The sequence below is a fragment of the Allokutzneria albata genome, assembly GCF_900103775.1.
Lineage (GTDB): Bacteria > Actinomycetota > Actinomycetes > Mycobacteriales > Pseudonocardiaceae > Allokutzneria > Allokutzneria albata.
On sequence record NZ_LT629701.1, the window covers coordinates 6,836,133 to 6,860,534 of the forward strand.

Here is a 24,402-nt window from a genome sequence, read left to right on the forward strand (position 1 = left end):
GGGCGTGACTGAGCCGGTGACCTGGAACTACCTCATGGACATGGACGGGGTGCTGGTGCACGAGGAGCACCTGATCCCCGGCGCCGACGACCTGGTGAAGGAGTTGCGGGACAAGGACATCCCGTTCATGGTGCTCACCAACAACTCGATCTACACCCCGCGTGACCTGCGCGCGAGGCTGCACCGCACGGGGCTCGACGTGCCCGAGGAGGCGATCTGGACCTCCGCGCTGGCGACCGCGAAGTTCCTCGACTCGCAGCGCCCCAACGGCTCCGCCTACGTCATCGGCGAGGCCGGGCTGACCACCGCACTGCACTCCATCGGCTACGTGCTGACCGACCGCGACCCCGACTACGTGGTGCTCGGCGAGACCAGGACGTACAGCTTCGAAGCGATCACCAAGGCGATCCGGCTCGTCCAGGCGGGCGCGCGGTTCATCGCCACCAACCCCGACGAGACCGGTCCGAGCCGCGAGGGCGTCCTGCCCGCCACGGGCTCGGTCGCCGCGCTGATCGAACGCGCCACCGGTCGCGCGCCGTACTTCGTCGGCAAGCCCAACCCGCTGATGATGCGCTCCGCCCTGCGCGCGCTCGGCGCCCACTCGGAGAACACGCTGATGATCGGCGACCGGATGGACACCGACGTCCGCTCGGGGCTGGAGGCGGGGCTGGCGACGATCCTCGTCCTCTCCGGCATCTCCACGGTCGAGACCGCCGACCGCTTCCCGTACCGGCCCACTCGCACGATCACGTCCGTCGCGGACCTGCTCGGCACGGCTGACCAGCCCTTCTGAGATTGTCGGTGCCCCGGGCTAACTTCTGCGCATGGGCATCGACTACATCGCCACCACGGTGGAGCAGACCGCTGCGTTCACGGCGGCGGTCAGCAAGCCCGGCGCGCTCACCCGGTGCGTCCCGTCCTGTCCGGAGTGGACGGTGGCCGACCTCGTCGCGCACCTCGGCGAGGTGCAGACGTGGTGGGAGCACGGGTTGCGATCGGCCGGTCCGGTTCCGGACGAGGCCGCCGTCGCGGAGCTGGCCAAGCCCGGTGCCGATCTGCTGGCGTGGTGGCGGGAGCGTTCGGAGTCCTTCTTGGCGACGCTGCGCGCGACCCCGGCCGACTCGCCCTCGTGGTGCTGGTGGTCGGACAACAAACTGACCACGGCGGCCGAGGTGGCCGAACGCCAGGCGCACGAGGTGCTGGTCCACCGTTGGGACGCCGAGAACGCCCTGGGCGCGGCCGTCCCGTTCGACCCTGCTCTAGCCGCAGACGGCGTGCGGGAGTTCCTCCAGCGCTTCCTGTGGGGCAAGCCGTGGAGCGGGCCGGAGGGCCTGGTGCGGTTGCGTGCCACCGACACCGGCGACGAGTGGGACGTGGCGCTCAGGAGCGCTCAGCCGCGACGCGTGCCCGTGTACCCGGAGGTGCCCGCGTCCGCGGTGGTCAGCGGTTCGGCGGAGGAGCTGGATCTGTTGTTGTGGCGCCGCGTGCCCGTGTCCGCGCTCACCGTCGACGGGGAGGTGGAACTGGTCGACGCGCTCGTGCGCTGGACCACCCTCGACTGATCAGGCCAGCAGTTCGGCGAACCGCGTGCTCAGCGCGCCCGCGTTGGCCGGTGCCACGGTCAGGTAACCACCGCTGACACTCGCGACGTAGCGGCCTTCCGGGGTGTCCAGCCAGCTGACGTGTGCGGCGGAGACCGATGCCGAACGGCCCGGCACCGGACGGATCGCGCTCGCCTGCCCCATGGCGCTCGTGCCCGAGTAGATCGTGAGGAACCGTTGCGCCTGAAGGCGATTCGCGCCCGCGGCGACGAGCGGTTCGACGCCGTCACTGATCAGCCCCGACTGCTGCCACCGCGCACCGCTCAACGCCAGTGCGTCCGCGGGCACCTGCACCGACTGCCCTCGCCCCGCCTCGCACTGCGGCAGTGCCGCGACCGCCGCTCCCGGCAGCGAGGCGTCACCGAGCCACGCCAGCTCGACGCTGTCGCCGCGAAGGACCACTCGTAGGACGGTGCCGCGCCGCCGGAAGCAGCCGATACGACTCTGCCCTTCGCGATCCGTGTGCACCAACGCCAGCTCGACCTCGTGGTCGGCGACGATCCGCAGTGCCTCCGCCAACCGCTCGCCGAGCCCGTGATGCGCCAGCCACTGGCTCGCCCAGGTCCGCACCTTCTCCCGCTCGTGCTGGTCATCCCCGTGCTGGAACACCACCAGCGGATACGGCATCACCCCGAGCCCCAGGCGTTCCCACCACACCTCGTACACCACCGCGGGCACCACCAGCACCCGCTCCGGCCGCCCCCACATCACGGCACCCGCGGAATGACCCGCTCCGCCACGTGCCGAGCTGTCGCACATCCGTCGCGGTCCGGCGCGGAGTGATCGATGACGACGATCAGCCACCTTCCGGCAGGAGAGTCGAAAGTGACTTCACATTCGCCTGGCTCCCCTTTGATTTTTCCCTGACCGACGGCTGTGCGCTTTCCGGCGATCGGCGTTTCGGTTCGTCCTTCGAAATCAGCAGGTTTGAGTGTGGCTTCCGGGATCAAGCTGAGGCTGATGGAAAGCCCTTCTCCGATTCCCCCTGTCTTGACGTCATAATTGCAGTCGGGCGAGAATTTTTCCTCCGCCTTCGGCGACCCCGGTCGCAGTTGTCCGCTGACGGGAAAATCCGCGGGTGTCATCAGCTGGCACAGCTCCGCCGCGGTCGGCGTCTTGGTCGAGCTGGGTTGAGAAGGCGATGAGGCTTGTCCGTTGACAACACCGGAACAGCCGGAAATGAGCGTCAACGCGGCGATGAGAATCGCGACCTGTCGTACAGGGCCACGTCGGGACATGCTCACGATCCGGCCTTCCATTGCAGTTCTGCGCCCTTCTGGTCATTCTTCTCGAGAGCGGTGGCCATGCCGACGATGCGTTTGCGAAATTCTACGAGGGCGTCATGATATCGCTGCCAAAACCAGGTGAGCCCGCCCTCCTGGTCCGAGCTGCGGTGGATGAACTTCGCGCGCATCGCCTGCCCAGCTCGCGTGGCTCCGAAGTCGACGTCCTGCGCTTTGCTGGCAAACTGCCTTGCCGCTCTCAACTCGGCGAGGGCGATCGCGATTAGTTCGTCCATGTGGTTGGTGACCCATTCCTTGGTGCCCGCGTCCATGCGGATTTCTCCGCTGGACACCATGTTGCCCACCTGGGCGAGGCCGTCACGTTCCCATGGGTTGCTGTCCCACGTCATGTCATTCCCCGATCACCGGAGGCGCGACTTTGGGCAACTCGCCGACGAGGTCCTCCACGTACGGGTATCGGCGGTCGTGGTCCTCGTCCTCGGCTCCTTGGCCGGCGCCCGGAACGGCGGGCTGCATGAAACCGCCGGCGGGGGCGGTGCGCCCGGGGGTCGCGGGAGGCGGTGCGGCGGTGCCGCGGGCGGCTGGCTGGCCTGGAGCCTGCCCAGGAGGCCGATGGGTGTCACCGCCGGAGAGACCACCGGCGAAGCCGCCGACACCAGCGATGCCGCCGCCGAGCGCGCCCAGGGCAGCCCCGCCGTCGGCCGACGTGCCACGGCCGGGTTCTGGGGAACCGCCGCCGGTCCGTCCGCCTTCGGACAGCGGGGGAGGAGTGCTTTCCCACCCGACGCGCTCGACGTCGCCCGGCCGTCGCTGCGGGCCGGGTTCAGGAGTCGGTGACGGTGACGGGGAAGGCGTGGGCGAAGGAGCAGGGGAAGGACCCGGCTCGACGAGGTTTCCGCGTCGCTCGGGCACGCCAGGTGGTGGTGTCGAGCCACCGCCTCCGCCCTCGGGCGGACGTGGAGCGGGGGACGGCGGATTGCCGGAGAACACCGGCGGGACGTCGGCGAAGCGCGGGGCGACGCGATCGGTCCGCTCAGCCTCGTGATCAAGGGAGACGCCCAGCTCGATGGCCTCCTGGCGCAGCGCCTCCTTGGCCTGCTCCTGTCGCGCGATGCTCTCCCGCAGGACGGTGATCTCCTCCGGGCGCAGTCCGGAGGGCAGGGTCTTCGGCAGCTCCGGTCCGGAGACCCTGAGTTCCTTCACGTGCTCGGCGACCTGCTTGACGGCGTGCGCCATGGACGCGAACGGGGCGGAGATGGCGTTCGCGATCTGTTCCTGCTCGTCGCCGTACCTCCTGAGCAGGTCACCGGCTGCCTTGGCCTTGTCCACCGAGCCCGCCTGCCACCGGCCCGCGAGCTTGGCGGCCAGCTCGTTCATTCCGTCGGCGAGCTGCTTCGCCGCGGCCCCGCGTTGACCGATCTCGCTCGCCAGCTGGGCGGCCAGTTGGGTGTGGCCCGCGCCGAGCAGGGCTTTCAGTTCCTCCAGTGACTTGGACGCGTAGTTGTCCCCGCCGTGGAAGTGACGGTCCTCCGACACGGCTCCCCCTCGTCGCCGATCCGGTCACATACCGGAAGGTACGGGAAGTCGTGGTTGCCGGGGGCGCAAGTGTCAACCTTCGGCGGCCGACCGGGAGCCCTCCGCCCACAGCTGGACCACCTCGGCCCGGTGCTGACCGGGCGGGGCCGCCGGGATGATCCTGGTCAGCTCGTCGGCCATGCGTTCGGCGCGGTCGCGGATCAGCTCGGCGCGCCGGGCGATCTGGCCTGCGCCGCGCTGGGCCGCGGCGAGGCGGTCCAGCAGGTCGGCCTTGAGCCGGAGCCATTCCACGTGCTCCCAGCTCGGGTCGGTCTGTGCGGTGGAGATCCGGTGCATGGCGCGGTCGATCGCGTCGGCGATCTGCCCCAGTTCGCGGTCCACGGTCATCGGGCACCCCCGATCGGAGTCGAACATGTCACGACAGAGATCCGGCAGAGGAGGAGGATCACACGCGACTGTGTTCTAGCTCACCGCATACCTGCACGTCCGAGGGACACGCGGAGGGTTCACCTGGTGAAACCGAGCCTGTCGTCAATCCAGGCGATCTCTTGCCCCAATGGCCACAGAGCGACAGGGATCAGCTTGATGTTGGCGAGCCCGAGCGGGATGCCGATGATCGTCAGGCACTGGACCAGCCCGGTGACCAGGTGCACCAGCGCCAGCCACCAGCCCGCGAGCACCAGCCACAGCACGTTGCCGAGCGCGGAGCCGACGCCGGCGTCGGCGCGCCTGACCAGGGTCCGCCCGAACGGCCAGAAGCAGAAGTTCGCGTTGCGGAAGGCGGCGATCCCGAACGGGATGGTCACGATCAGCACGCAGCAGATGATCCCCGCGATCGCGTAGCCCACTGCCAGCCAAAAGCCGCCGAACACCAACCAGATCACGTTCAGAAGAAGGCGCAGCACCCCACCCATGGTGCCCGAGAACCGGCCGCGGGGCTTGACTGGACGTCGAGGATGAGTGGCGGCTGTCACAACGCGCAGGAGGTAGTCCACCGTGAGCGAGTCCGTCACCGCCCTGCCGAGCTACGCGTCCGGGACCTCCGAGGTCCCGCTGCTCGGCGACACGATCGGCGACAACCTCGACCGCACGCTCGCCGCCTTCGGGGACCGGGACGCCCTGGTGGAGCGGGCCACCGGCCGCAGGTGGACCTACCGCGAGCTGGCGGCCGAGGTGGACCTGCTCGCGCGCGGGCTGCTGGCGGCCGGGATCGGCAAGGGGGACCGGGTCGGCATCTGGTCGCCGAACCGGGCCGAGTGGATCTTCACCCAGTACGCCACCGCCAAGATCGGCGCCATCCTGGTCAACATCAACCCCGCCTACCGGGTGCACGAGCTGGAGTACGTGCTCAACCAGGCGGGGGTGCGGCTGCTGGTGGCGGCCAAGGCGTTCAAGACCTCCGACTACGCGGGGATGATCGAGGAGGTCCGGCCGACCTGCGGCGCGCTGCGCCGGGTCGTGCTGCTGGACACTCCACAGTGGACGGAGCTGCTGGAGTCGGGGAACGGCGTCGGCCAGGACCGGCTGGCCGCCGCGCAGGCCGCGCTCTCCGCGGACGACCCGATCAACATCCAGTACACCTCGGGCACGACCGGCTTCCCCAAGGGCGCGACGCTGTCGCACCACAACATCCTGAACAACGGGTTCTTCGTCGGCGAGCTCTGCGGCTACACCGAGGCGGACCGGATCTGCATCCCGGTGCCCTTCTACCACTGCTTCGGCATGGTGATGGGCAACCTCGCGGCCACCAGCCACGGCGCCTGCATGGTCATCCCGGCGCCCGCGTTCGAGCCGAAGGCCACCCTCGCCGCGGTCCAGGCGGAGGGCTGCACCTCGCTCTACGGGGTGCCGACGATGTTCATCGCCGAGCTGGCCGAGGACGACTTCGACTCCTACGACCTGTCCACCCTGCGCACCGGGATCATGGCGGGCTCGCCGTGCCCGGTCGAGGTGATGAAGCAGGTCATCGAGCGGATGGGCATGCACGAGGTGACCATCTGCTACGGCATGACCGAGACCTCGCCGGTGTCCACGCAGACCAGGGCGGACGATTCGCTGGACCTGCGGGTGTCCACCGTGGGCAGGGCGCACCCGCACATCGAGGTGAAGATCGTCGACCCGGCGACCGGGCTGACCGTGCCGCGCGGTGTGCAGGGCGAGCTGTGCACGCGCGGGTACTCGGTGATGCTCGGGTACTGGGAACAGCCCGACAAGACCGCAGAAGCCATCGACGCGGCGCGCTGGATGCACACCGGCGACCTCGCGGTCATGGACGAGCAGGGCTACGTCGGGATCACCGGGCGGATCAAGGACATGGTGATCCGGGGCGGCGAGAACATCTACCCGCGGGAGATCGAGGAGTTCCTCTACGGGCACCCCGACATCCTGGACGCGCAGGTGATCGGGGTTCCGGACCAGAAGTACGGCGAGGAGCTGATGGCGTGGGTGCGGATGCGCCCCGGTGCCGAACCGCTCACCGCCGAGCGCGTGCGCGAGTTCTGCACGGGCAAGCTGGCCCACTACAAGATCCCGCGCTACGTGCACGTGGTCGACGAGTTCCCGATGACGGTCACCGGCAAGATCCGCAAGGTCGAGATGCGCGAGCGCGCGGTCGGCATCCTCGGGCTCGGGTGAATCCGTTGGCCTGGACGCCGAAGCCCGCCGACCCCGACGCCACGCGGCCGGTACCGCTTCTCGTCAGTCCGCTCCGGCCAGCACCGCCGCGTCCTCCTCGCCGAAGCGGTCTTCGAGCACTTCGGGGGAGTAGTCCAGGTCGATCTGCTCGACGGGCACGCCGCGGGCGGACTCGATCGCCCCGAGCCGCCGCTGCGCGCGGTTGGCCGCGTACTCGACGAACTCCTGCACGTCGAGCTCGAAGGGCTGCTCCTCGAACTGGTCGTAGACCCACTGGATCGCGCTCAGCGCGTGCGGCAGCAGCTCGCCCATGCGGTCCTGCACGACCTGCCAGTTGCGGTCGTCGGCCGCCACGTGCCGCCTGCAGGTGAAGGTGCCCCAGGCCATGTGCCTGCGCTCGTCGTCACCGATCCGCTTCACCAGCTCCTGCATGCCGGGCATGATCCCGTTGGTCACGCACACCTTGTTCCAGGCGAAGTAGCCGGTCAGCGCGAGCGTGCCCTCCACGACGTGGTTGTAGGTGACGCTCGCGCGGATCTGGTTCTCCGGGCTGGGGTCGGTCTCCAACAGCCGCAGCGACGAGGGCAGCTCGTCGTAGAAGATCGTGCGGTAGCCGGGGTTGTCGGCGACGTAGGGGTGCAGGTCCTCGGTCAGGCCGACCGCGTCCAGCCAGCGCCGGAACACCTCCGTGTGCTTGGCCTCCTCGTAGGCGAACTGGGTCAGGTACATCTCGTCGCCGAAGCGGCCCTCGGCGGACATCGCCCGCAGGAACGGCTGGATGTCCTCGGTGACCGCCTCCTCGCCCGCGATGAACATCGCGCACAGGTAGGCGGATCCGCGCCGCTGCTCCTCGGTCAGCGCGGCCCAGTCCTCGGCGTCGCGGCTGAAGTCGATGTCGGCGGGGTTCCAGTGCTTGCCGTTGCCCTTGGTGAACAACCGCAGCGGGAAGGAGTCCCAGTTGAGGCCGCTGCGGCGCAATGAGTGGAAGCTCTGTCGACTCGTCATGACCGCTCCTTTGCGGTGGACAGGTACGGGGTGAGCAGCACCCGCGCGATCGCGGTCACGGCGCCGGCCGCCTCCGCGACGGTTCCCGAGGGCAGCAGCAGGTGGCTCAGGGTCAGCCGGACCGTGGTCTCGGCGTAGAGGTCGGCGGTGTCCTCGGGCACCTCCGGCAGGCGCCCGCGCAGGTGCCTGCTGACCAGCTCGGTCGCCGCGCGCAGCACGGGGTCGCCCTTGATGGTCAGGAACGGCAGCATGTCCTCGGCACCGGTTCCGGTCAGGATCGAGCTGACCAGCGGGTCGCGCAGCGAGCGGTCGAGGATGTGCCGCACCGCGCGGTGGGCCCCGTCGAGGAAGTCCGGTGCCTCATCGAGGGCGGCGGCCGTGCCGTCGAGGAAGTCCGCGGTCACCCGCAGCGCGACCGCCTGGGCCAGGGCTTCCTTGTTGCCGAACTCGTTGTAGACGGTCTGCCTGCTCACCCCGGTCTCGGCGGCCACGTCGGCCATGCGCAGTCCCTGGAAGCCGCGCTCGGAGAGCAGGCGGGTCGCCGAGTCGAGCAGGTCCTCCCGCAGCGACGCCTTGACCTTCGCGGTGAACGGTGTGATCTGGCCCACCAGGGCAGCTTTACATGAACTACGCGAATGTAAAAGAGCTGGACGCGAAATTGGCTTGTGTCAACCCCGTAGGGTCGCCTTGTGGCCGTGCTGACCGTGGGATTCGACCTGGACATGACGTTGATCGACCCCCGGCCCGGGATGCGGCGGGCGTTCGAGGTGCTGGGCCGCCAGACCGGCCTCCCCCTCGACGGCGAGCGGTTCGCCGACAACCTCGGCCCGCCCCTGCAGGACGAGTTCCGCCGCTACGTCACCGACGAGGCCCTGGTGACCTCCCTGGTCACCGAGTTCCGCGCGCTCTACCCGGAGATCGTCATCCCGCGGACCGTCGCGATGCCCGGCGCCGCGGAGTCCGTCGCCGCCGTTCGCGAACACGGCGGGCGGGTCGTCGTGGTCACCGGCAAGTACGCGCCCAACGCCTCGCTGCACTTGGAAGCGCTCGGCATCGAGGTCGACCACCTCGTCGGCGAGCTGTGGTCGGTGGCCAAGGCGGACGCGCTGCGGGAGTTCGGCGCACAGGTCTACGTCGGTGACCACATCGGCGACGTGGTCGGGGCGCGCGCCGCGGACGCCGTCGCGGTCACGGTGCCCAGCGGTGCCTGCGACGCCGTCCAGCTGTCCGAGGCGGGAGCGGATGTCGTGCTCGGCGATCTGACGGAGTTCCCGGCGTGGCTGCGCGACTGGGCGCTCGTCTGGCAGGGCCTTGATCTTCGCCACCAACGGCGCAGCCTCGAACAGCAGAATGCGCCGTAGCCTGTCGCTGAACCGGTGGTTCTCGGTACGCTGACAATTCGCGCGTCCTGGGCTCGCCTAGGACGCGTTCGTCGTGCGAGGACGCCGCAGGGTCAACACCGGGGCAGTCGCGCGGGGCGCAACCGGGAAACCAAGGGAACGGTGAGCATAGTGCCGACCGGCAGGGTCAAGTGGTACGACGCGGAGAAGGGCTTCGGCTTCGTCACCCAGGACGGTGGTGAGGACGTCTATGTCCGTGCCTCCGCGCTACCCGCGGGCATCGACGCGCTCAAGTCGGGCCAGCGGGTGGAGTTCGGTGTCGCCGACGGCCGCCGCGGTCCGCAGGCGCTGTCCGTCCGCCTCGTCGACCCCGCCCCCTCGGTGGCCGAGGCGCAGCGCCGCCCGGCCGAGGAGCTGCACGGCCTGGTCGAGGACATGATCAAGCTGCTGGAGATGAAGATCCAGCCGGAGCTGCAGCGCAACCGCTACCCGGACCGCAAGACCACCAAGGTCGTCGCGGAGGTCGTCCGCGCCGTGGCCCGCGAGCTGGACCCGAACTAGAGCCGGTCCTCAGCGGCGGTCGTCGACGGAGAGCACCCAGGTTCCGCGGGTGATGAAGTCGACGCCGCCGTCCTGGCGCGCCGCCAGCACCCCGCCGAACTGCTGGATCTCGACCGTCTCCAGCTGCGCGGAGGCGGCGGGCAGCCGCAGCGTGTACGCGAGCCGCTTCGACTCGCCGTAGAACACCGCGCTGCGGCCCTCGATCGGCGTGCCGGCCGCGTCGCGGTAGCGGAAGACGACCTGCCACGGGGTCTCGCCGACGTGGGCGTCGACCGAGATCTGCAACGGGCTGCCCGGCGGCACCCGCAGCACCGCGTGCGCGTTCGGGTCGGCGGAACAGTTCTCCACCTGCACGTCGCAGTGCTGGGCGGGGCCGGTCACCGCGGCCTTGCCCGCCGCGTAGAAGGTCACCGTCGGCGGGGTCGGCGCGGCGCACCCGGCGAGCGTGACACCGGCGGCCGCGAGCAGTAGGGCGATTCGACGCACGCGTCAAACCTACGGGGAGTGCGGCGGGGGAGCGCCGCCCGGCTGGCCCTGGGAGCCCGGCCAGCCGGGGGCCCAGCCGTCCTGCCTGCTCACCGGCGGTGCCGTCGGCTTGGTCCGGTCCTCGCTGCCCGGCCGCAGCGGCCGGTCGCCGCCGAAGCCGGGGATCAGCGAGGTGCCGCGGTGGGTCAGCACGGTCTGCACCAGCCCGAGCGTGAGCACGCCCGCGACCACGGTGAAGCCGATCCAGTAGACCGGCGGCAGCAGCAGTCCGAGCACCCCGCCGAAGACCCACGCGAGCTGCAGGATCGTCTCCGAGCGGCCGAAGGCCGATGCCCGCGACTCGTCCGGCATGTCCGTCTGGATCGCCCCGTCCAGGCACGCCTTGGCCAGCGCGGAGGCGGTCGCGCCCATCAGGCCGACGATGGCCGCGGTGACCAGGCCCTCCATCAGCGCGGCGAACACCACCGAGGCCAGCGCGGTGCTCAGGCAGCCGATGACCACCACGTCCGGCTTGTCCAGCTGCAGCCGCGCGCCGATGGCGTTGCCCAGGAAGGTGCCGACACCGGCGGCCGCGCCGATCACGCCCAGCAGCATCAGCTGGAGCATGGGCTCGCCCTCGGTCTGCGCCTTGATCACGAACGCCGCGAACAGGGTGAGGAAGCCGGTCAGCACGCGGATCGAGCCCGCGCCCCACAGGCCGACGAGCAGGTTGCGGCCCATCGGCTGGCGCTTGGGCTTGCCCTCGCGCTTGTTCGCGTTCGCGCTCAGCGACGCCGGCACCTCGCCCTCGGTGACCTCCACCCAGGCCGGGATGCGCAGGCAGCGCCACACGCCGACCACGCAGATCACCGCGGCGAACCAGAGCGCGGCCGACTCGTGGATGAGCTGGCCGAACGCGCCCGCGACACCGCCGAAGACCACGCTCGCGCCCAGGCCGAACACGGCCATCCGCGAGTTGGACTTCACCAGCGAGATGTCCGGTGGCAGCACGCGCGGGGTCACCGCTGCCTTGAGCACGCCGAAGGACTGCGACAGCACCATCGCGCCCAACGCGGCCGGGTACAGCCCCCACGTGTCGAAGTTCGTCGCCATCACCATGACGAGCACGGCGCGGCCCGCGAAGGAGGCGGCCAGCGCGAGCCGCCTGCCCCGCTGCAGCTTGTCCAGCAGCGGACCGACCACCGGGGCGACCAGCGCGAACGGGGCGACGGTGATCAGCAGGTAGAGCGCGACCTTGCCCTGGCTCTCGCCCTTGGCCGCGGAGAAGAACAGCGTGTTGGCCAGCGCCACCGCGATCGCCGCGTCCAGCGCGAAGTTCATCATCACCGCGTAGGTCAGCGCGGCGAGGCCGGACTTGTCGGCCCCGTCCGCGTGCACCCCGCGCCGGAACGCCTGCACGGCCTGCTGGCCGAGCTGGCGGGTGCGGTAGATCGCGACGCGGCTGACGGTGATCTTCTTCGGCAGCTTCGGCCCGCTCGACCCGTACTCCGGCGGCGGGGCCAGCCGGGAGTGCTGCTCCGGGTACTCGGCGTGGCGGTCGGAGTCGTAGACCGGCTCGGGGTAACCGTCGGAGTTGTAGCGCTCGCGGAAGCGCGGCGGCTGCTGCGGGTAGCTGTCCGGCGGGTAGTACTTCGGCTCGTACCTGGTCTCCGGCTCGCTGCGCTGGCGCCGCTGTCGTGGCTGGTAGTCCGGGTCCTCGTCCCACGGGTAGGACTCCGGACGGGTGCGCTCCGGACCGCGCGGCGGCTGCTTGCGCGTCGGCTCCTCGGAGCTGTGCAGCTCCTGGGCCTCCTTGTGCCGCTTGCGGTTCCCCCCGCCCCAACCAGGGCGGCCCCGACCGGTACCAGTCACGTCCTCATCCTGCCGTACGTCGTGCTCCCAGTGTCCCAGCCGGAGACCACGCGTTATCGCACCGGCACGAAGCGGACCCGGAAGATCTTCGGCCAGAGCTTCCCGGTGATCAGGAACTCATCGGTCCCCGGTATGGCGGCGATGCCGTTGAGGACGTCGCTTCCCGCCCTGTCCTGCGGGCTGAGCAGGCCGGACGCGTCCACGGTAGCGGTCACCGCCCCGCTGGCCGGGTCGATCCGCACGATCTCGTCCCGTTTCCAGAGGTTCGCCCAGACCGCGCCGCCCGCGCACTCCAGCTCGTTGATCTCCCGGACCGGCACCCCCTCCCGGCTCACCTCCACCCGGCCCAGCTCGGCGAACGTCGCGGGATCGCGCAGGGTGAGCGTGGAACTGCCGTCGCTCATCACCAGCCGGGAGCCGTCCAGGCACAGGCCCCAGCCCTCGCCGGGGTAGCGCACCCGGCGGAGCTCGCGCAGGTCGGAGCGGTCCCGCTCGATCGCGACGCCCTCCTGCCAGGTGAGCTGCCACAACCGGTCCCCGGTCACCGTCACGCCCTCGCCGAACAGCTCCGGCAGCGGCACCTGGCGCCGGACCGCGCCGGTGGCGGGGTCGAGCTCGCGGACGCTGGACTGCCCGGCGAGGCCGGTGCCCTCGTAGAGCACGCCGTCGCGCAGCTCAAGGCCCTGCGTCCAGGCCGTCGTGTCGTGCGGGAGCGCGCCCAGGACCTGCACCCGCAGTCGTTCCGGGGCCACTCCGCCGGGCGCGTCGCCCTCGGTCAGCCACACCGCGCCGGCCACGACGACCAGTGCGGCGGCGGCCGCGCCGTACCGCCAGCTTCCGCGTCGCATGCGGCCAGCCTGGCATGCCTGACGAGGGCCGCGCGGACATGCGGCACAATCGTCAACCGTGACGCCCACCTCCTCTCCTGCCAGCCACCATTCGGCGGACACTGACGACGCGGCGGCCACGCGACCGGCCGAGGTCCTGGTCGAAGCGCGCGAACTGGCCAGGAACGCGGCCATCGAGGAGGCCGGTGGCGAGGTCGGCGGGCACGTCGGCGTCGAGGCGGAGGACGACGTCACCGCCACTCACCTGTTCGAGGCGGCGCACCCCGGCTACGGCGGCTGGCGCTGGGCGGTGACCGTGGCGGTCGCGGGCCCCGGCGAGCCGGTCACCGTCAGCGAGGTCGTGCTGCTGCCCGGTCCGTCGTCCCTCGTCGCGCCCGACTGGGTGCCGTGGAACCAGCGCGTGCGCGCAGGCGACCTCGGCCCCGGCGACCTGCTGCCGACCGCGCCCGACGACCCGCGCCTGGCTCCCGGCTACGTGCTCAGCGACGACCCCGGTGAGCAGGAGGTCGCCTACGAGATCGGTCTCGGCCGCCCGCGAGTGCTCTCCCGAGAGGGCCGCCTCGACGCCGCCGACCGCTGGCACCGCGGCGCGTTCGGCCCGTCGAGCGAGATGGCCAAGGCCGCCCCGGGCAACTGCGGCAACTGCGGCTTCTTCCTCCAGCTCCAGGGCTCGCTGAAGGCCGCGTTCGGGGTCTGCGCCAACGAGCTGGCCCCGGCGGACGGGCGCGTCGTGCACGTCGAGTACGGCTGCGGCGCGCACTCCGAGGCCGAGGTCGACACCAGCTCGATCGTGCCGATCTCCGAGGTGGTCTACGACGACTCCGTCCTGGAGATCGACCACACGCCGCGCGGCGGTGAGCTGCCCTCGACCGAGCCCGCGGCGCCGGAGTCCGCGTCGGAGTCAGAGCCCGCGCCGGACGCCGAGCCCGAAACCGGACCTGGGGCGGAAGCCGTGGCCGAGCCCGACTCCCAGCCCGAGTCCGGGGCGGAACCGCAGCCCGAGGCCGAGGCTCCGCCAGTCACCGAGTCATGACCGCCGACGTACTCCTCTCCGCGGAGGCGGCGTGAACACCGCGGATCCCTTCGGCACCGGAGCGCTCCGGCAGGCGGTGCTGGACGCCTGGCGCGCGTCGCCGACCCGCTTCCGCGAGGACGCCAACGCCGAGGAGGACCTGCGCTACGGCGGCTACCGGGACCGCCTGCTCGTCGAGCTGGCGCAGAACGCCGCGGACGCGGCGGGCGGCGGCGGACGGCTTCGGCTGTCCGTCGTGGACGGAGAGTTGCGCGCGGCGAACACCGGCGAACCGCTGACCGCTCAAGGTGTCGCGGCGCTGGCCTCGCTGCGCGCCTCGCCCAAGCGCGACGCCAACCGGGTCGGCCGGTTCGGCGTCGGCTTCTCCGCGGTGCTCGCCGTGACCGACGAGCCCAGGGTGGTCTCGACCACCGGAGGTATCGCGTTCTCCGCCGACCGCACGCGTTCGGCGGGTGCCGACCTGCCGACCGTGGCCGAGGCGCTGGCCGAGCGCGGGGGCGCGGTGCCGGTGCTGCGCCTGGTGTGGCCGGTCGGCGCGGATGAGCCCGCGGTGCCCGATGGCTTCGCCACCGAGGTCCGGCTGCCGTTGCGCGCCGACATCGACCCCGACGAGGTGATCAAGGGCTTCGCCACCGAGGCGGAGGACCTGCTGCTGGCGCTGCCCGGCCTGGCCGAGGTGGAGGTCGACGGCCGGACCTGGCGCCGCGAGGACCTGCCGGACGGCAACCTCCGCGTGCACGGGGACTCCGGCAGCACGACCTGGCACGTGCACCGCAGGGACGGCAGGCTCGGTGAGGACGACCTGCACGGGCTGGGTGCCGAGGCCCGGCTCCGTCCTGAGTGGACGGTCTGCTGGGCGGTGCAGCTGGACGCGGCCGGCGCGCCGAAGCCGCTGGCCCAGGACGTCCTGCACACGCCGACGCCGACCGATGAGCGGATGTCGTTGCCCGCGCGGTTGCTGGCGACGCTGCCGGTCGAGCCGTCGCGGCGCAGGCTGATGGCGGGTCCCGCGACCGATCGGGTGCTCGCCGCGGCCGCGGAGTGCTACCCGGACCTGCTGCTGACCCTGCCGGTCGAGCACCGCACCGCGCTGGTGCCGCTTCCCGGCTTCCCGCTGTCCGATGCGGACGGAACGCTGCGCGAGTCCGTGCTCGCCGCGTTGCGGTCGGTGCCCTGGCTGACCTCGGTCGCCGACGAGGAGATCGCGCCTTCGCGAGCACGCGTGCTGGACCGGCCCTCCGCCGAACTGGCCGAACTGCTCACCGACGTGCTGCCGAACCTGCTCCCTGCGGAGTTCGCCCACACCTCGCACGCCAAGGCGTTGCAGGCCCTGGGGGTGCCGCGGGTCCGGCTCGCCGAGCTGGTCGAGGCGGTCACCGGGCTCGACCGCGCGCCGGACTGGTGGAAACGGCTTTACGAAGCGGTTTTCCCGCTGTTGGAGGCTGATCCGAAGGCGAGCGAGGAACTGGCCGCGCTGCCGGTTCCGCTCATCGACGGGCGCAACGCGATCGGTCCCCGCGGCACCCTCGTCCTGGACACCGATCTGTCCACTGTGGACGCATTGGGGCTGCGGCTGGTGCACCCGGACGCGGCGCACCCGCTGCTGGAGCGCCTGGGCGCGGGGCGGGCCGGGGCGGACGAACTGCTCGACGCGCCGGAACTGCGCGCGTCCGTCGAGCGCAGCGTGGCCGATGCGGAGGCCGGGCTCGACCTCGATGTGGACGCGCTGGCCGATGCCGTGCTGCGACTGGTCGAACGGGCCGGACCGCGTGACTGGCTGGGCGCGCTCGCGCTGCGCGACTCCGACGGCGAGATCCACCGCGCCGATGAGCTGCTGCTGCCCAGCTCCCCGCTGCTGGACATCTTCGAGGAGGACGCGCCGCTCGGCGTGCTCGCCGCGGACCTGGCCGAGAAGTGGCCTGCCGAGACGCTGCGCGCGGTGGGCGTGCTCGACGGGTTCACCGTGCTCGTCGACCCGGCCCCGACCGGACCCGACCACCGCCTGGCCGATGAGGCGGCCTGGTGGGAGGAGATCGACGGCGACGCGAACCCGCCGACCGAGCTGCGCGCGGTCCGCGACCTCGACCTGGTCGCCGACGACGCGTGGCCCGCGGCGCTGCGGCTGCTCGCGGCCGACCCGGACACCTGGCGGGCGCTGACGCAGCCCGGCGGCTACACCGGCTGGTGGCTGACCCGGTACGCGCTGCTCGACGGGCTGCCGCCGACCCACTGGCGCCTGCCGGAGGCCGACGACCTGGCCGGGCTCTACGAGGTGGTGCCCGCCGAGGAGCTGTCCGAGGAGCTGCTGGTGCTGCTCGGCGTCCGCTCCGGCCTCTCGGTCGACGACGCCTTCGACGCCGAAGATCTCCTTGCGCGACTTGGGGACTCGGATCGGTTGGTGCGTGACGGCACGATGCTGCGGGCGCACTCGGTGCTCGCAGGCGCCGTGGCAGAAGGAGTCGTCGAACCGTCCGATGTGGACGTTCCCGAGTTCGTCAGGGCGCTCACCGGCGAGGTCGTGTCCACGGAGTACGCGGTCGTGCTCGACGGCCCGTGGCTGCTGCCCGTGCTGGACGCGGGCACCCTCGTCGGCGGTGGCACGCCCGAGGTGCTGGCCGACCTGCTCGACCTGCCACTGGCTTCGGACTACGCGCAGGCTTCGGTGGTCAGCACCGGCGTCGAGCAGCCCTGGGCCGACCTGGACGGTGTCGTGGAGGCGTGCGACCTCATCGGCGTCCCGTTCCCGGACGGCGAGGTCGTCCTGCACGACCGGCTCGTGGTGCGCGTGCGCGATGAGGAGCACGAGGCCGAGTGGTGGTGCGACGACTCAGGTCTGTTGCACGTCACGGACTCTCCGACGGGCCTTGGCCGCGCCCTGGCCCACGTGCTCGGCTGCTGGGCGCAACGACACCAGCTCGCCGCGCTCCTCGCGTCGCCCACCGCGACGACCCACCTGGCGTAGCCCGAACGCACCGAATGACTCATTGGGTGCGCAAGGGAGGTCAGAGGCCGTCGCCGTGCTGGGCGGTTCGGGAACCCCGGCGGGCCGCGCGGCGCTGCCACATGATGATCGACCAGCCGATGAGGCCGAGCAGGCCACCGCTGAGCGTGGTCCACACCCAGACCCAGTCACCGGTGTCGAAGGCCGTGCGCAGCACCAGCAGCACCGCGAAGGCCACGAACCACAGCGCGGTGCCCGTCGCGATCAGCGGGACCGGGTCGGCGAGGGCACGGGGCAGCGGCGGGGGCGCGGGACTTTCCGCACTCGTAACCTGGCCGCGTTCGCTCTTCTCCGCCACATCGGGCAGGCTACCGGCCGAAACACCGCGGCAGGGAGTGCACATGGGCGCAGGCAGGCTGGACCGCTACTTCAAGATCACCGAGCGCGGGTCCACCGTGGGCCGGGAGGTCCGCGGCGGGCTGGTCACGTTCGTCACGATGGCCTACATCGTGGTGCTGAACCCGCTGATCATGGGCAGCTTCGCGGCGGACGACGCGGGCGCCAAGCGGGACGTGCTGGGCAACATCCTCCCGGTGCCGCAGGTCGCCGCGGTGACCGCGCTGGTCGCCGGTGTGATGACCATCCTCTTCGGACTGATCGCGAACTACCCGTTCGCCATCGCCACCGGGCTCGGCATCAACAGCCTGGTCGCGGTCACCCTGGCCCCGCAGATGACCTGGCCGGAGGCGATGGGCCTGGTCGTGGTCAACGGCGTCGTGGTGCTGGTGCTGGTCGCGACGGGCTTCCGCACCGCGGTGTTCAACTCCGTGCCGCCGGAGCTCAAGGCCGCCATCGCGGTCGGCATCGGCCTGTTCATCTGCCTGATCGGCTTCGTCGACGCCGGGTTCGTCCGGCGCCTGCCCGACGACGCCAAGACCACCGTGCCGGTGGGGCTGGGCATCAACGGGTCCATCGCGTCCTGGCCGACCTTCGTCTTCGTGTTCGGGCTGCTGCTCACCGGGGTCCTCGTGGCGCGCCGGGTGCGCGGCGCGATCCTGATCGGCGTGCTCGGCAGCACCGTGCTGGCGATGGTGGTCGAGGCGGTCTTCAAGGCCGGGCCGTCCAAGGGCACCGACCCGAAGGGCTGGAGCCTGGGCTACCCGGGCCTGCCCGAGCAGGTCTTCGGCCTGCCGGACCTGTCCCTGGTCGGCGACGTCTCCTTCGGCGCGTGGTGGAGGCTGCCCGCGATCACCGTGGCGCTGCTGGTGTTCACCCTGGTGCTGACCGACTTCTTCGACACCATCGGCACGATGACCGGGCTGGCGAAGGAGGCGGACCTGCTCGACAGGGACGGCCAGCTGCCGGGCACCGGCAAGGCGCTGTTCATCGACGGCGCGAGCGCGGTCGCGGGCGGCCTGGCCTCCTCCTCGTCGAACACCGTCTACATCGAGTCCGCCGCGGGCATCGCCGAGGGCGCGCGCACGGGCCTGGCGAACGTGGTCACCGGCCTGCTCTTCCTGGCCGCCATGTTCTTCACCCCGCTTTACCAGGTCATCCCGGTCGAGGCCGCCGCGCCCGCGCTGGTGATCGTCGGCGCGCTGATGGTCAGCCAGGTGCGGGAGATCGACTTCTCCGACTTCACCGTCGCGCTGCCCGCGTTCCTGACCATCGTGGTCATGCCGTTCACCTACTCCATCGCCAACGGCATCGGCGCCGGGTTCATCAGCTACGTGCTGCTGCAGGCGGTGACCGGCAAGGCGCGCAGGGTGCACCCGCTGATGTGGGTGGTCTCGGTCGCGTTCATCGCCTACTTCGCGGTGGGCCCGCTGCGCCAGGCACTGGGGATCTAGCGCGCCACCGCCGGGTGACTCGCGTGGCTGGGTGCGGGAACGGCGCCTAGCCTCGGAAGCCGTGGGGATCAACAAGCTCTGGCGGCTCCTGCCCTGTGCTGCGGTGATCGCGACGTTCTCGCTCCCGGCCGAGGCGGTCCCGCAGCCCCCGCCCCCCGGTCCCGTCCTGCACACCCCGGCGTCGGCGCTGAACACCGCGCTGTCCTGCGGCGGTGACGTCGACGACTCCGGGACCGCGAGGCCGGTGCTGCTGGTGCACGGCACCGGGTTGAGCGCCGCGGAGACCTGGGACTGGGGCTACCGCCGCGCCCTGGGCTCGCTGAACCGGCCGGTCTGCGTGCTGGACCTGCCCGGCAAGGCCATGGACGACATGCAGGACGCCGCCGAGTACGTCGTGCACGCGATCCGCACGATCGCCGCGCGCAGCGGCAACAAGGTGTCCGTTGTCAGCTACGACCAGGGCGGAGTGCTCGCGCTGTGGGCGCTGCGGTTCTGGCCGGACATCCGGTCCACTGTGGACGACTACGTCGGGCTGGGCGTGCCGTACCGGGGCTCGCGCGCGGCGGCGGAACACTGCGTCCGCAACCCGCTCTGCCAGCCCGCGGTGCGCCAGCTCCACCCAGAGTCGCAGCTGATCCGCAACGTCAACCTCGGCCAGCTCCCGCCGGGGCCGTCCTACACCTCGATCCACACGCTCTTCGACGAGCTGGTGACGCCCCAGCCGACCGCGAGCCTGCTGCCGGAGGCGACCAACATCGCCACGCAGGTGTTCTGCCCGTTGCGGCACACCGGTCACCTCACGCTGCTGGCCGACGCGGTCGCCTACGCGCTGACGGTCGACGCGCTGGAGCACTCCGGGCCCGCCGACCCGCGCCGGATCTCGCCCTTCCTCTGCGCCGAACGGGCGTTGCCCGGTGCCGATCTGGTGGCGATGGCGACCAGCCTGCCGCTGCTGCGGCCGAACGAGCTGTTCGACGTCGTCGGTGGCCAGGCGACCGAAACCGAGCCGCCGCTGCGTTGCTACGTCGGAGGGACCTGCGCTCCGTCCGCGAGATAGTGAGGTATGCTAAAGACATGTCGGAGTCCGAACCGGGCGAGCCCAACCTGGCCAGCCGTCTGAGGCTGTCCGTCGTCCGGCTCAACCGCAGGCTCCGCGCCCAGCGCAGCGACTCCTCGGTCTCGCTGACCCAGCTCTCCGCGTTGTCCAGCCTGCACAAGGGCGGGCCGTTGACCCCGGGAGAGCTCGCGGCCCGGGAGGGCGTGCAGCCCCCCTCCATGACCAGGGTGATCGCCGCGCTGGAGGAACACGGGTACGCGACGCGGTCGCCGCACCCCACCGACGGCAGGCAGGCGATCGTCGACCTGACCGAGGCCGGCCGGACCTTCATCAAGGCCGAGGTCTGCGCGCGGGAGCGGTGGCTGGACAAGCGGCTCGCGGAACTGGACGAGTCCGAACGGGAGGTCCTCTCCCGCGCGGCCGAGATCATCGACAGAATGGCGGGGCAGTAACGAAGTGCCGACCTACGCGGGGAACACCAGGGCAGACCAGTCACCCGACAACACCCACTCCCCGCCCGGCACACCCCCGCAGGGGCGCCTTTCGTCCTCAGTGGACAAACGATTGCCCACGGACGAGAAGCCGCGCGGCGGGATGTTCTCCTCGCTGCGGACGCGCAACTACCGGCTCTACGCCTCCGGCCAGGTCGTCTCCCTCATCGGCGTGTGGATGCAGCGCGTCGCCCAGGACTGGCTGGTGCTCCAGCTCTCCAACGGCAGCCCGGTCGCACTGGGCATCGCGGTCGCGCTCCAGTTCGCGCCGACGCTGGTGCTGTCGTTGTGGGCGGGCGTGCTCGCCGACCGGCTGGACAAGCGCAGGTTCCTCATCGTGCTCCAGGCGGCGCTGGGCCTGTGCGGGCTGACCCTCGGCCTGCTGGACGTGACCGGCGTCGTGCGGCTCTGGCACGTCTACCTGCTCTGCCTGATCCTGGGCATGTTCGCCGCGGTGGAGACACCGGTGCGGCAGTCCTTCGCGGTGGAGATGGTGGGCAAGGCCCAGGTCACCAACGCCGTCGCGCTGAACTCGATGACCTTCAACATCGCCCGCATCCTCGGCCCGGCGATCGCCGGCGTGATGATCAACTGGATTGGCACCGGCTGGGTGTTCCTGGTCAACGGCGCCAGCTTCGCGGGCGTGATCACCGGCCTCGCGCTGATGAACCCCGCGGAGCTGTTCCGCTCCAAGCCGGTCCCGCGCGGCCGCGGCCAGCTCCGCGAGGGCCTGCGCTACGTGCGGCAGCGCGCCGACCTGGTCGTGGTGATGGTGCTGGCGTTCGGGGTGAGCACCTTCGGCCTGAACTTCCACTCCACCCTGGCGGTCATCTCGCGCAACGAGTTCCACGGCGACGCTTCTCTCTACGGCACGCTGTCCATGGTGCTCGCGGTCGGCACGCTCTCCGGAGCGGTCATGGCGGCGCGGCGCAGCGGCAAGGGGCGCCCCCGGCAGCGGCTGCTGATCGGCGGCGCGATGGCCTTCGGGGTCCTGGAGATCATCACCGGCTTCATGCCCGATCCGTGGTCGATGGGGGCGCTGCTGGTGCTCACCGGCGCGGCGGCGCTGACCTTCACCACGGTGTCCAACGCGATCGTGCAGCTCTCGGTCGCCCCGGAGATGCGGGGCCGGGTGATGGGCCTGTACATGCTCGTGTTCCTGGGCGGGAACCCGGTCGGCAGTCCGCTGATGGGCTGGGTCGCCGAGCACTGGGGACCGCGCTCGCCGGTCTGGCTCGGTGGGACCATCTCGCTGCTGTTCGCGCTGGTCTGCGGCATCGTGCTGATCCGGCGCGGCGGGGTCAGGCTGCCGGTGCGGCGCCTGGTCCGGCTCCGGGTCCTCACCCGGAAGTGATCGGGGCTTGCCAGCCCGGTGAAGTTAGGCTAACCTAATTCCTGTCCGCTTCGTGGTGGGAGCGGCAGTCAGTTCGGGAACATGAGGAGTCCCTGACTTCCGACCGGGAGTCAGGGGCTTTTCGTTTGCCCGGGTCGGCACACTCACGCGGGACAAAAGTTACACTTGACGTAAGTTACGTCGGACGTGAGTGAGGTCGGGATGTTCGTCAACCGCGTCGACGAGCTCGCCGCTTTGGAACGGTGGTGGCGGACCGGGCGCCAGGTGGCGGTGGTCTGGGGGCGTCGGCGGGTCGGCAAGACCGCGCTGCTGCACCACTTCGCCGATGGTCTGCGCAGCGTGTTTCACACCGGTGCCGGTCGCTCGGCAAGGGCGGAGCTCGTCCAGCTCGCCCGCCAGGTGGCCACGACGCAGCCGCACCAGCTGCGCGATCTGACCGCGCGTCCCTACAGCGACTGGGACGACGCCCTCGACGATCTCGCGCTGCGAGCCGTCGACGAGCCGCTGCTGGTGGTGCTCGACGAGTTTCCCGAGCTGGTCAAGGGATCGCCGGAGTTGCCAGGGGTGATCAGGGCGTTCCTCGACCGGGCGGCGGACCGGACCAAGCTCCGGCTGTTGCTGTGCGGCTCGGCCGTGCGCCACATGGAAATGCTGCAGGAGGAGCGCGCTCCGCTCTACGGCCGTTTCGACATCTCGCTGCAGGTGCACCCGTTCCGCCCGCACGAGGCGGCGCTGCTGCTGCCGGGGCTGGCCGCGGCCGACCGCGCGCTCGTGTACGGGCTGCTCGGTGGTGTTCCGCTCTACCTGTCCTGGTGGGACTCGTCGGTCGATGTTGCCGAGAACCTGCTTCGGCTGGTCGCGCGGCCCGGCGCTCCGCTGCTCACCGAGGGGCAGCTCGTCCTGGCGACCGAGGCGGAAAGCGGCGATCACCCGTCGGCCGTGCTGCACGCGATCGCTTCCGGGGCCACCAGGTACGGGCAGATCAAGGACGCCCTGGCGGCCGAACCCGCGCGGACCATCGAACGGCTGATCCAGCTGCGCCTCGTCGAGAAGCGGGTGCCGGTCACCGAACAGGGGCGGACGAAGAAGGTCGCCTACCGGGTGTCGGACAACTTCCTGGCCTTCTACCTCGGGGTCCTGTCCCGGTTCCGCAGCGAGATCGAGGGCGGCCTCGGCGAGAGCATCCTGCCGGTGCTGATCGACTGCCTGGACGACTTCATGGGCGAGCGCTGGGAGGAGATGTTCCGGGCCCACCTGCGCCGTCTTGCCGTGGCGGGGGAGATCGCTCCGGAGGTCGTCGCGGTCGGGCAGTGGTGGAAGGACGCCTCCGACGTGGAGATCGACGCCCTGGTGCTGGCCGGGCGTGGCCGGAAGGTGGTCATGGCGGGCGAGGCGAAGTGGGCGAGGTCCCCCGACGCCGGGCGAGTGCTCCGGTCCTTGCACACCAAGGCATCCGCTGTTCCCGGCGTTGATCCGGAGCAGATCCGGTACGCGCTCGCGGCGCGGGAGCGGCCTCGGTCGGCCTCAGGCGAGGCGCTCGTCGTCACGGCCGACGACATCCTCGGTTGAGCGAAAAGGACCCCGGTCACCCCTCGGCGACCGGGGTCCTTCCAGGCAGTTTTGCTTGTCGGAGCATCCACTGCCAGGTCTCAGGGCTGCAGCAGCAGGCCGTTCTTGCCAGTGCGGGCGGCTTCGAAGCGCTGGTTGACGTCGGTCCAGTTGATGACGTTCCAGAGTGCGTTGAAGTAGTCGGCTTTCACGTTGCGGTACTGCAGGTAGTAGGCGTGTTCCCAGGCGTCGAAGGCCAGCAGTGGGGTGGTGGCGATGGAGAGGTTGGAGTGGTGGTCTTTGAGCTGTTGGGTGATCAGTCGCTGGCCGACCGGTTCCCAGGCGAGGATTCCCCATCCGGAGCCTTGGATGGTGGAGGCGGCGGCGTTGAGCTGGGTGCGTAGGCCGTCGAAGGATCCGAAGAACTCATCCACGGCTGCGGCGAGTTCGCCGACGGGTTTGTCGCCGCCGTGGGGGGAGAGGTTTTTCCACCAGACTTGGTGCAGGGCGTGTCCGGCGAGGTGGAAGGCGAGGGTGGTTTCCAGGCCGACGATGGAGCTGAAGTCTTGTTTGTCGCGGGCTTCGTCGATCTTTTCCAGGGTTTGGTTGGCGCCGGTGACGTAGGCCTGGTGGTGTTTGGAGTGGTGCAGTTCGTTGATCTCGCCGATGATCGCCGGTTCCAGAGCGGAGTAGTCGTAGTCCAGATCCGGCAGGACGTACTGCGCCACGGTGAGCCTCCGGTGTGCCTCGTTGATGCAAGTCTGTCTTAGTTGCAACTTACTTGCATCTGGCTCGGTTGCGCGCGGTGGGGCTGAACACGCTCGGGGTGGGAATACGGTCACGGATCGCCCAGCGGGTTTGACCAGCTCGGCCCGGCTCGGGGAGCATCCGCCGGACAACCGAATACACGTCTCCGGCAGGGGAAGACCGGTCGAAGTCCGGCGCTGACCCGCAACGGTGGGCCGCCGCATCCGCGGTGGCAAGCCCGAACACCTGCCTGAGTGCGTTCGGCTCGAACTCCG

Annotated in this window: 25 protein-coding genes and 1 riboswitch; of the genes, 12 read left to right on the forward strand and 13 right to left on the reverse strand. The window is 70.8% G+C overall.

Going from position 1 to position 24,402, the window contains the following annotated elements; all coding sequences use genetic code 11:
* The first annotated feature begins 34 nt into the window (after positions 1-34).
* Entirely contained in the window at positions 35-793 is a 759-nt protein-coding gene (locus BLT28_RS31170; RefSeq protein ID WP_030433332.1) for an HAD-IIA family hydrolase, read from the forward strand.
* A gap of 31 nt (positions 794-824) precedes the next feature.
* On the forward strand, positions 825-1,562 hold the full coding sequence (locus BLT28_RS31175; RefSeq protein ID WP_052408154.1) for a maleylpyruvate isomerase family mycothiol-dependent enzyme: 738 nt from the start codon (positions 825-827) through the stop codon (positions 1,560-1,562).
* On the opposite strand, the gene BLT28_RS31180 is transcribed toward BLT28_RS31175, so the two are convergent.
* The 6 genes from BLT28_RS31180 to BLT28_RS31210 all read right to left on the reverse strand — a co-directional run bounded on the left by BLT28_RS31180 (position 1,563) and on the right by BLT28_RS31210 (position 5,283).
* A complete protein-coding gene (locus BLT28_RS31180) occupies positions 1,563-2,309 on the reverse strand; it encodes an ESX secretion-associated protein EspG (protein ID WP_030433330.1) in 747 nt (248 codons plus the stop codon).
* Complete coding sequence (locus BLT28_RS31185) at positions 2,309-2,839, reverse strand: DUF3558 family protein (protein WP_231950914.1); 531 nt, start codon at positions 2,837-2,839, stop codon at positions 2,309-2,311. The genes BLT28_RS31180 and BLT28_RS31185 overlap by 1 nt, the downstream gene beginning before the upstream one ends.
* Positions 2,840-2,841: 2 nt before the next feature.
* On the reverse strand, positions 2,842-3,234 hold the full coding sequence (locus BLT28_RS31190; protein ID WP_030433329.1) for a hypothetical protein: 393 nt from the start codon (positions 3,232-3,234) through the stop codon (positions 2,842-2,844).
* A 1-nt stretch (position 3,235) separates the two neighbouring features.
* A complete protein-coding gene (locus BLT28_RS31195; RefSeq protein ID WP_030433328.1) occupies positions 3,236-4,381 on the reverse strand; it encodes a hypothetical protein in 1,146 nt (381 codons plus the stop codon).
* A 72-nt stretch (positions 4,382-4,453) separates the two neighbouring features.
* On the reverse strand, positions 4,454-4,768 hold the full coding sequence (locus BLT28_RS31205) for a hypothetical protein (protein ID WP_081900810.1): 315 nt from the start codon (positions 4,766-4,768) through the stop codon (positions 4,454-4,456).
* Positions 4,769-4,887: 119 nt separating this feature from the next.
* Positions 4,888-5,283: a YccF domain-containing protein gene (locus tag BLT28_RS31210; protein ID WP_043814046.1), complete on the reverse strand. Its 396-nt coding sequence runs from the start codon at positions 5,281-5,283 to the stop codon at positions 4,888-4,890.
* A gap of 94 nt (positions 5,284-5,377) precedes the next feature.
* On the opposite strand from BLT28_RS31210, the gene BLT28_RS31215 reads away from it, so the two are divergent.
* Positions 5,378-7,015 (forward strand): AMP-binding protein, encoded by a 1,638-nt coding sequence (locus tag BLT28_RS31215; RefSeq protein ID WP_043814027.1) that lies wholly within the window; start codon positions 5,378-5,380, stop codon positions 7,013-7,015.
* Between the two features lie 63 nt (positions 7,016-7,078).
* On the opposite strand, the gene BLT28_RS31220 is transcribed toward BLT28_RS31215, so the two are convergent.
* Positions 7,079-8,020, reverse strand: coding sequence for a R2-like ligand-binding oxidase (locus BLT28_RS31220; RefSeq protein ID WP_030433324.1), 942 nt, complete (start codon positions 8,018-8,020; stop codon positions 7,079-7,081).
* On the reverse strand, positions 8,017-8,628 hold the full coding sequence (locus tag BLT28_RS31225; RefSeq protein WP_322788502.1) for a TetR/AcrR family transcriptional regulator: 612 nt from the start codon (positions 8,626-8,628) through the stop codon (positions 8,017-8,019). Before BLT28_RS31225 ends, BLT28_RS31220 begins: the two co-directional genes overlap by 4 nt.
* A gap of 81 nt (positions 8,629-8,709) precedes the next feature.
* On the opposite strand from BLT28_RS31225, the gene BLT28_RS31230 reads away from it, so the two are divergent.
* Together BLT28_RS31230 and BLT28_RS31235 are read left to right on the forward strand one after the other, a co-directional pair.
* Positions 8,710-9,381 carry an HAD family hydrolase gene (locus tag BLT28_RS31230; RefSeq protein ID WP_269459612.1) on the forward strand — a complete coding sequence of 224 codons (672 nt, stop codon included), beginning with the start codon at positions 8,710-8,712 and terminating at the stop codon, positions 9,379-9,381.
* Between the two features lie 150 nt (positions 9,382-9,531).
* Complete coding sequence (locus tag BLT28_RS31235) at positions 9,532-9,921, forward strand: cold-shock protein (RefSeq protein WP_030433321.1); 390 nt, start codon at positions 9,532-9,534, stop codon at positions 9,919-9,921.
* Positions 9,922-9,930: 9 nt separating this feature from the next.
* Here BLT28_RS31235 and BLT28_RS31240 read toward each other — a convergent pair whose 3' ends face one another.
* Genes BLT28_RS31240 through BLT28_RS31250 form a run of 3 tightly spaced genes read right to left on the reverse strand, consistent with a single transcriptional unit; the run spans position 9,931 to position 13,106 of the window.
* On the reverse strand, positions 9,931-10,407 hold the full coding sequence (locus BLT28_RS31240) for a DUF2771 family protein (protein WP_030433320.1): 477 nt from the start codon (positions 10,405-10,407) through the stop codon (positions 9,931-9,933).
* Positions 10,408-10,416: 9 nt separating this feature from the next.
* Positions 10,417-12,258 (reverse strand): MFS transporter, encoded by a 1,842-nt coding sequence (locus BLT28_RS31245; RefSeq protein ID WP_063766703.1) that lies wholly within the window; start codon positions 12,256-12,258, stop codon positions 10,417-10,419.
* Between the two features lie 53 nt (positions 12,259-12,311).
* Positions 12,312-13,106 (reverse strand): glutaminyl-peptide cyclotransferase, encoded by a 795-nt coding sequence (locus tag BLT28_RS31250; RefSeq protein ID WP_081900800.1) that lies wholly within the window; start codon positions 13,104-13,106, stop codon positions 12,312-12,314.
* A 58-nt stretch (positions 13,107-13,164) separates the two neighbouring features.
* Here BLT28_RS31250 and BLT28_RS31255 point away from each other — a divergent pair, with 58 nt between their 5' ends.
* Both BLT28_RS31255 and BLT28_RS31260 read left to right on the forward strand, forming a co-directional pair.
* Positions 13,165-14,139, forward strand: a complete 975-nt coding sequence (locus tag BLT28_RS31255) for a DUF3027 domain-containing protein (RefSeq protein WP_081900799.1) — start codon at positions 13,165-13,167, stop codon at positions 14,137-14,139.
* Between the two features lie 31 nt (positions 14,140-14,170).
* Positions 14,171-17,101 (forward strand): sacsin N-terminal ATP-binding-like domain-containing protein, encoded by a 2,931-nt coding sequence (locus BLT28_RS31260; RefSeq protein WP_030433316.1) that lies wholly within the window; start codon positions 14,171-14,173, stop codon positions 17,099-17,101.
* 40 nt (positions 17,102-17,141) lie between these two features.
* Here the strand turns inward: BLT28_RS31260 and BLT28_RS31265 are convergent, their stop codons facing one another.
* Positions 17,142-17,438, reverse strand: coding sequence for a DUF2530 domain-containing protein (locus tag BLT28_RS31265; RefSeq protein ID WP_231950488.1), 297 nt, complete (start codon positions 17,436-17,438; stop codon positions 17,142-17,144).
* Between the two features lie 43 nt (positions 17,439-17,481).
* On the opposite strand from BLT28_RS31265, the gene BLT28_RS31270 reads away from it, so the two are divergent.
* The 5 genes from BLT28_RS31270 to BLT28_RS31290 all read left to right on the forward strand — a co-directional run bounded on the left by BLT28_RS31270 (position 17,482) and on the right by BLT28_RS31290 (position 23,401).
* Positions 17,482-18,930 carry an NCS2 family permease gene (locus BLT28_RS31270; protein WP_030433314.1) on the forward strand — a complete coding sequence of 483 codons (1,449 nt, stop codon included), beginning with the start codon at positions 17,482-17,484 and terminating at the stop codon, positions 18,928-18,930.
* A 61-nt stretch (positions 18,931-18,991) separates the two neighbouring features.
* A complete protein-coding gene (locus BLT28_RS31275) occupies positions 18,992-19,987 on the forward strand; it encodes an esterase/lipase family protein (RefSeq protein WP_052408152.1) in 996 nt (331 codons plus the stop codon).
* A 17-nt stretch (positions 19,988-20,004) separates the two neighbouring features.
* A complete protein-coding gene (locus tag BLT28_RS31280; RefSeq protein WP_030433312.1) occupies positions 20,005-20,439 on the forward strand; it encodes a MarR family winged helix-turn-helix transcriptional regulator in 435 nt (144 codons plus the stop codon).
* Between the two features lie 112 nt (positions 20,440-20,551).
* Positions 20,552-21,832 (forward strand): MFS transporter, encoded by a 1,281-nt coding sequence (locus tag BLT28_RS31285; RefSeq protein WP_407638767.1) that lies wholly within the window; start codon positions 20,552-20,554, stop codon positions 21,830-21,832.
* A gap of 186 nt (positions 21,833-22,018) precedes the next feature.
* Complete coding sequence (locus BLT28_RS31290; protein WP_197683918.1) at positions 22,019-23,401, forward strand: ATP-binding protein; 1,383 nt, start codon at positions 22,019-22,021, stop codon at positions 23,399-23,401.
* Positions 23,402-23,481: 80 nt separating this feature from the next.
* On the opposite strand, the gene BLT28_RS31295 is transcribed toward BLT28_RS31290, so the two are convergent.
* Complete coding sequence (locus BLT28_RS31295; RefSeq protein ID WP_083383802.1) at positions 23,482-24,108, reverse strand: superoxide dismutase; 627 nt, start codon at positions 24,106-24,108, stop codon at positions 23,482-23,484.
* A 169-nt stretch (positions 24,109-24,277) separates the two neighbouring features.
* A riboswitch (cobalamin riboswitch) is annotated at positions 24,278-24,395 on the forward strand.
* Positions 24,396-24,402 lie beyond the last annotated feature (7 nt).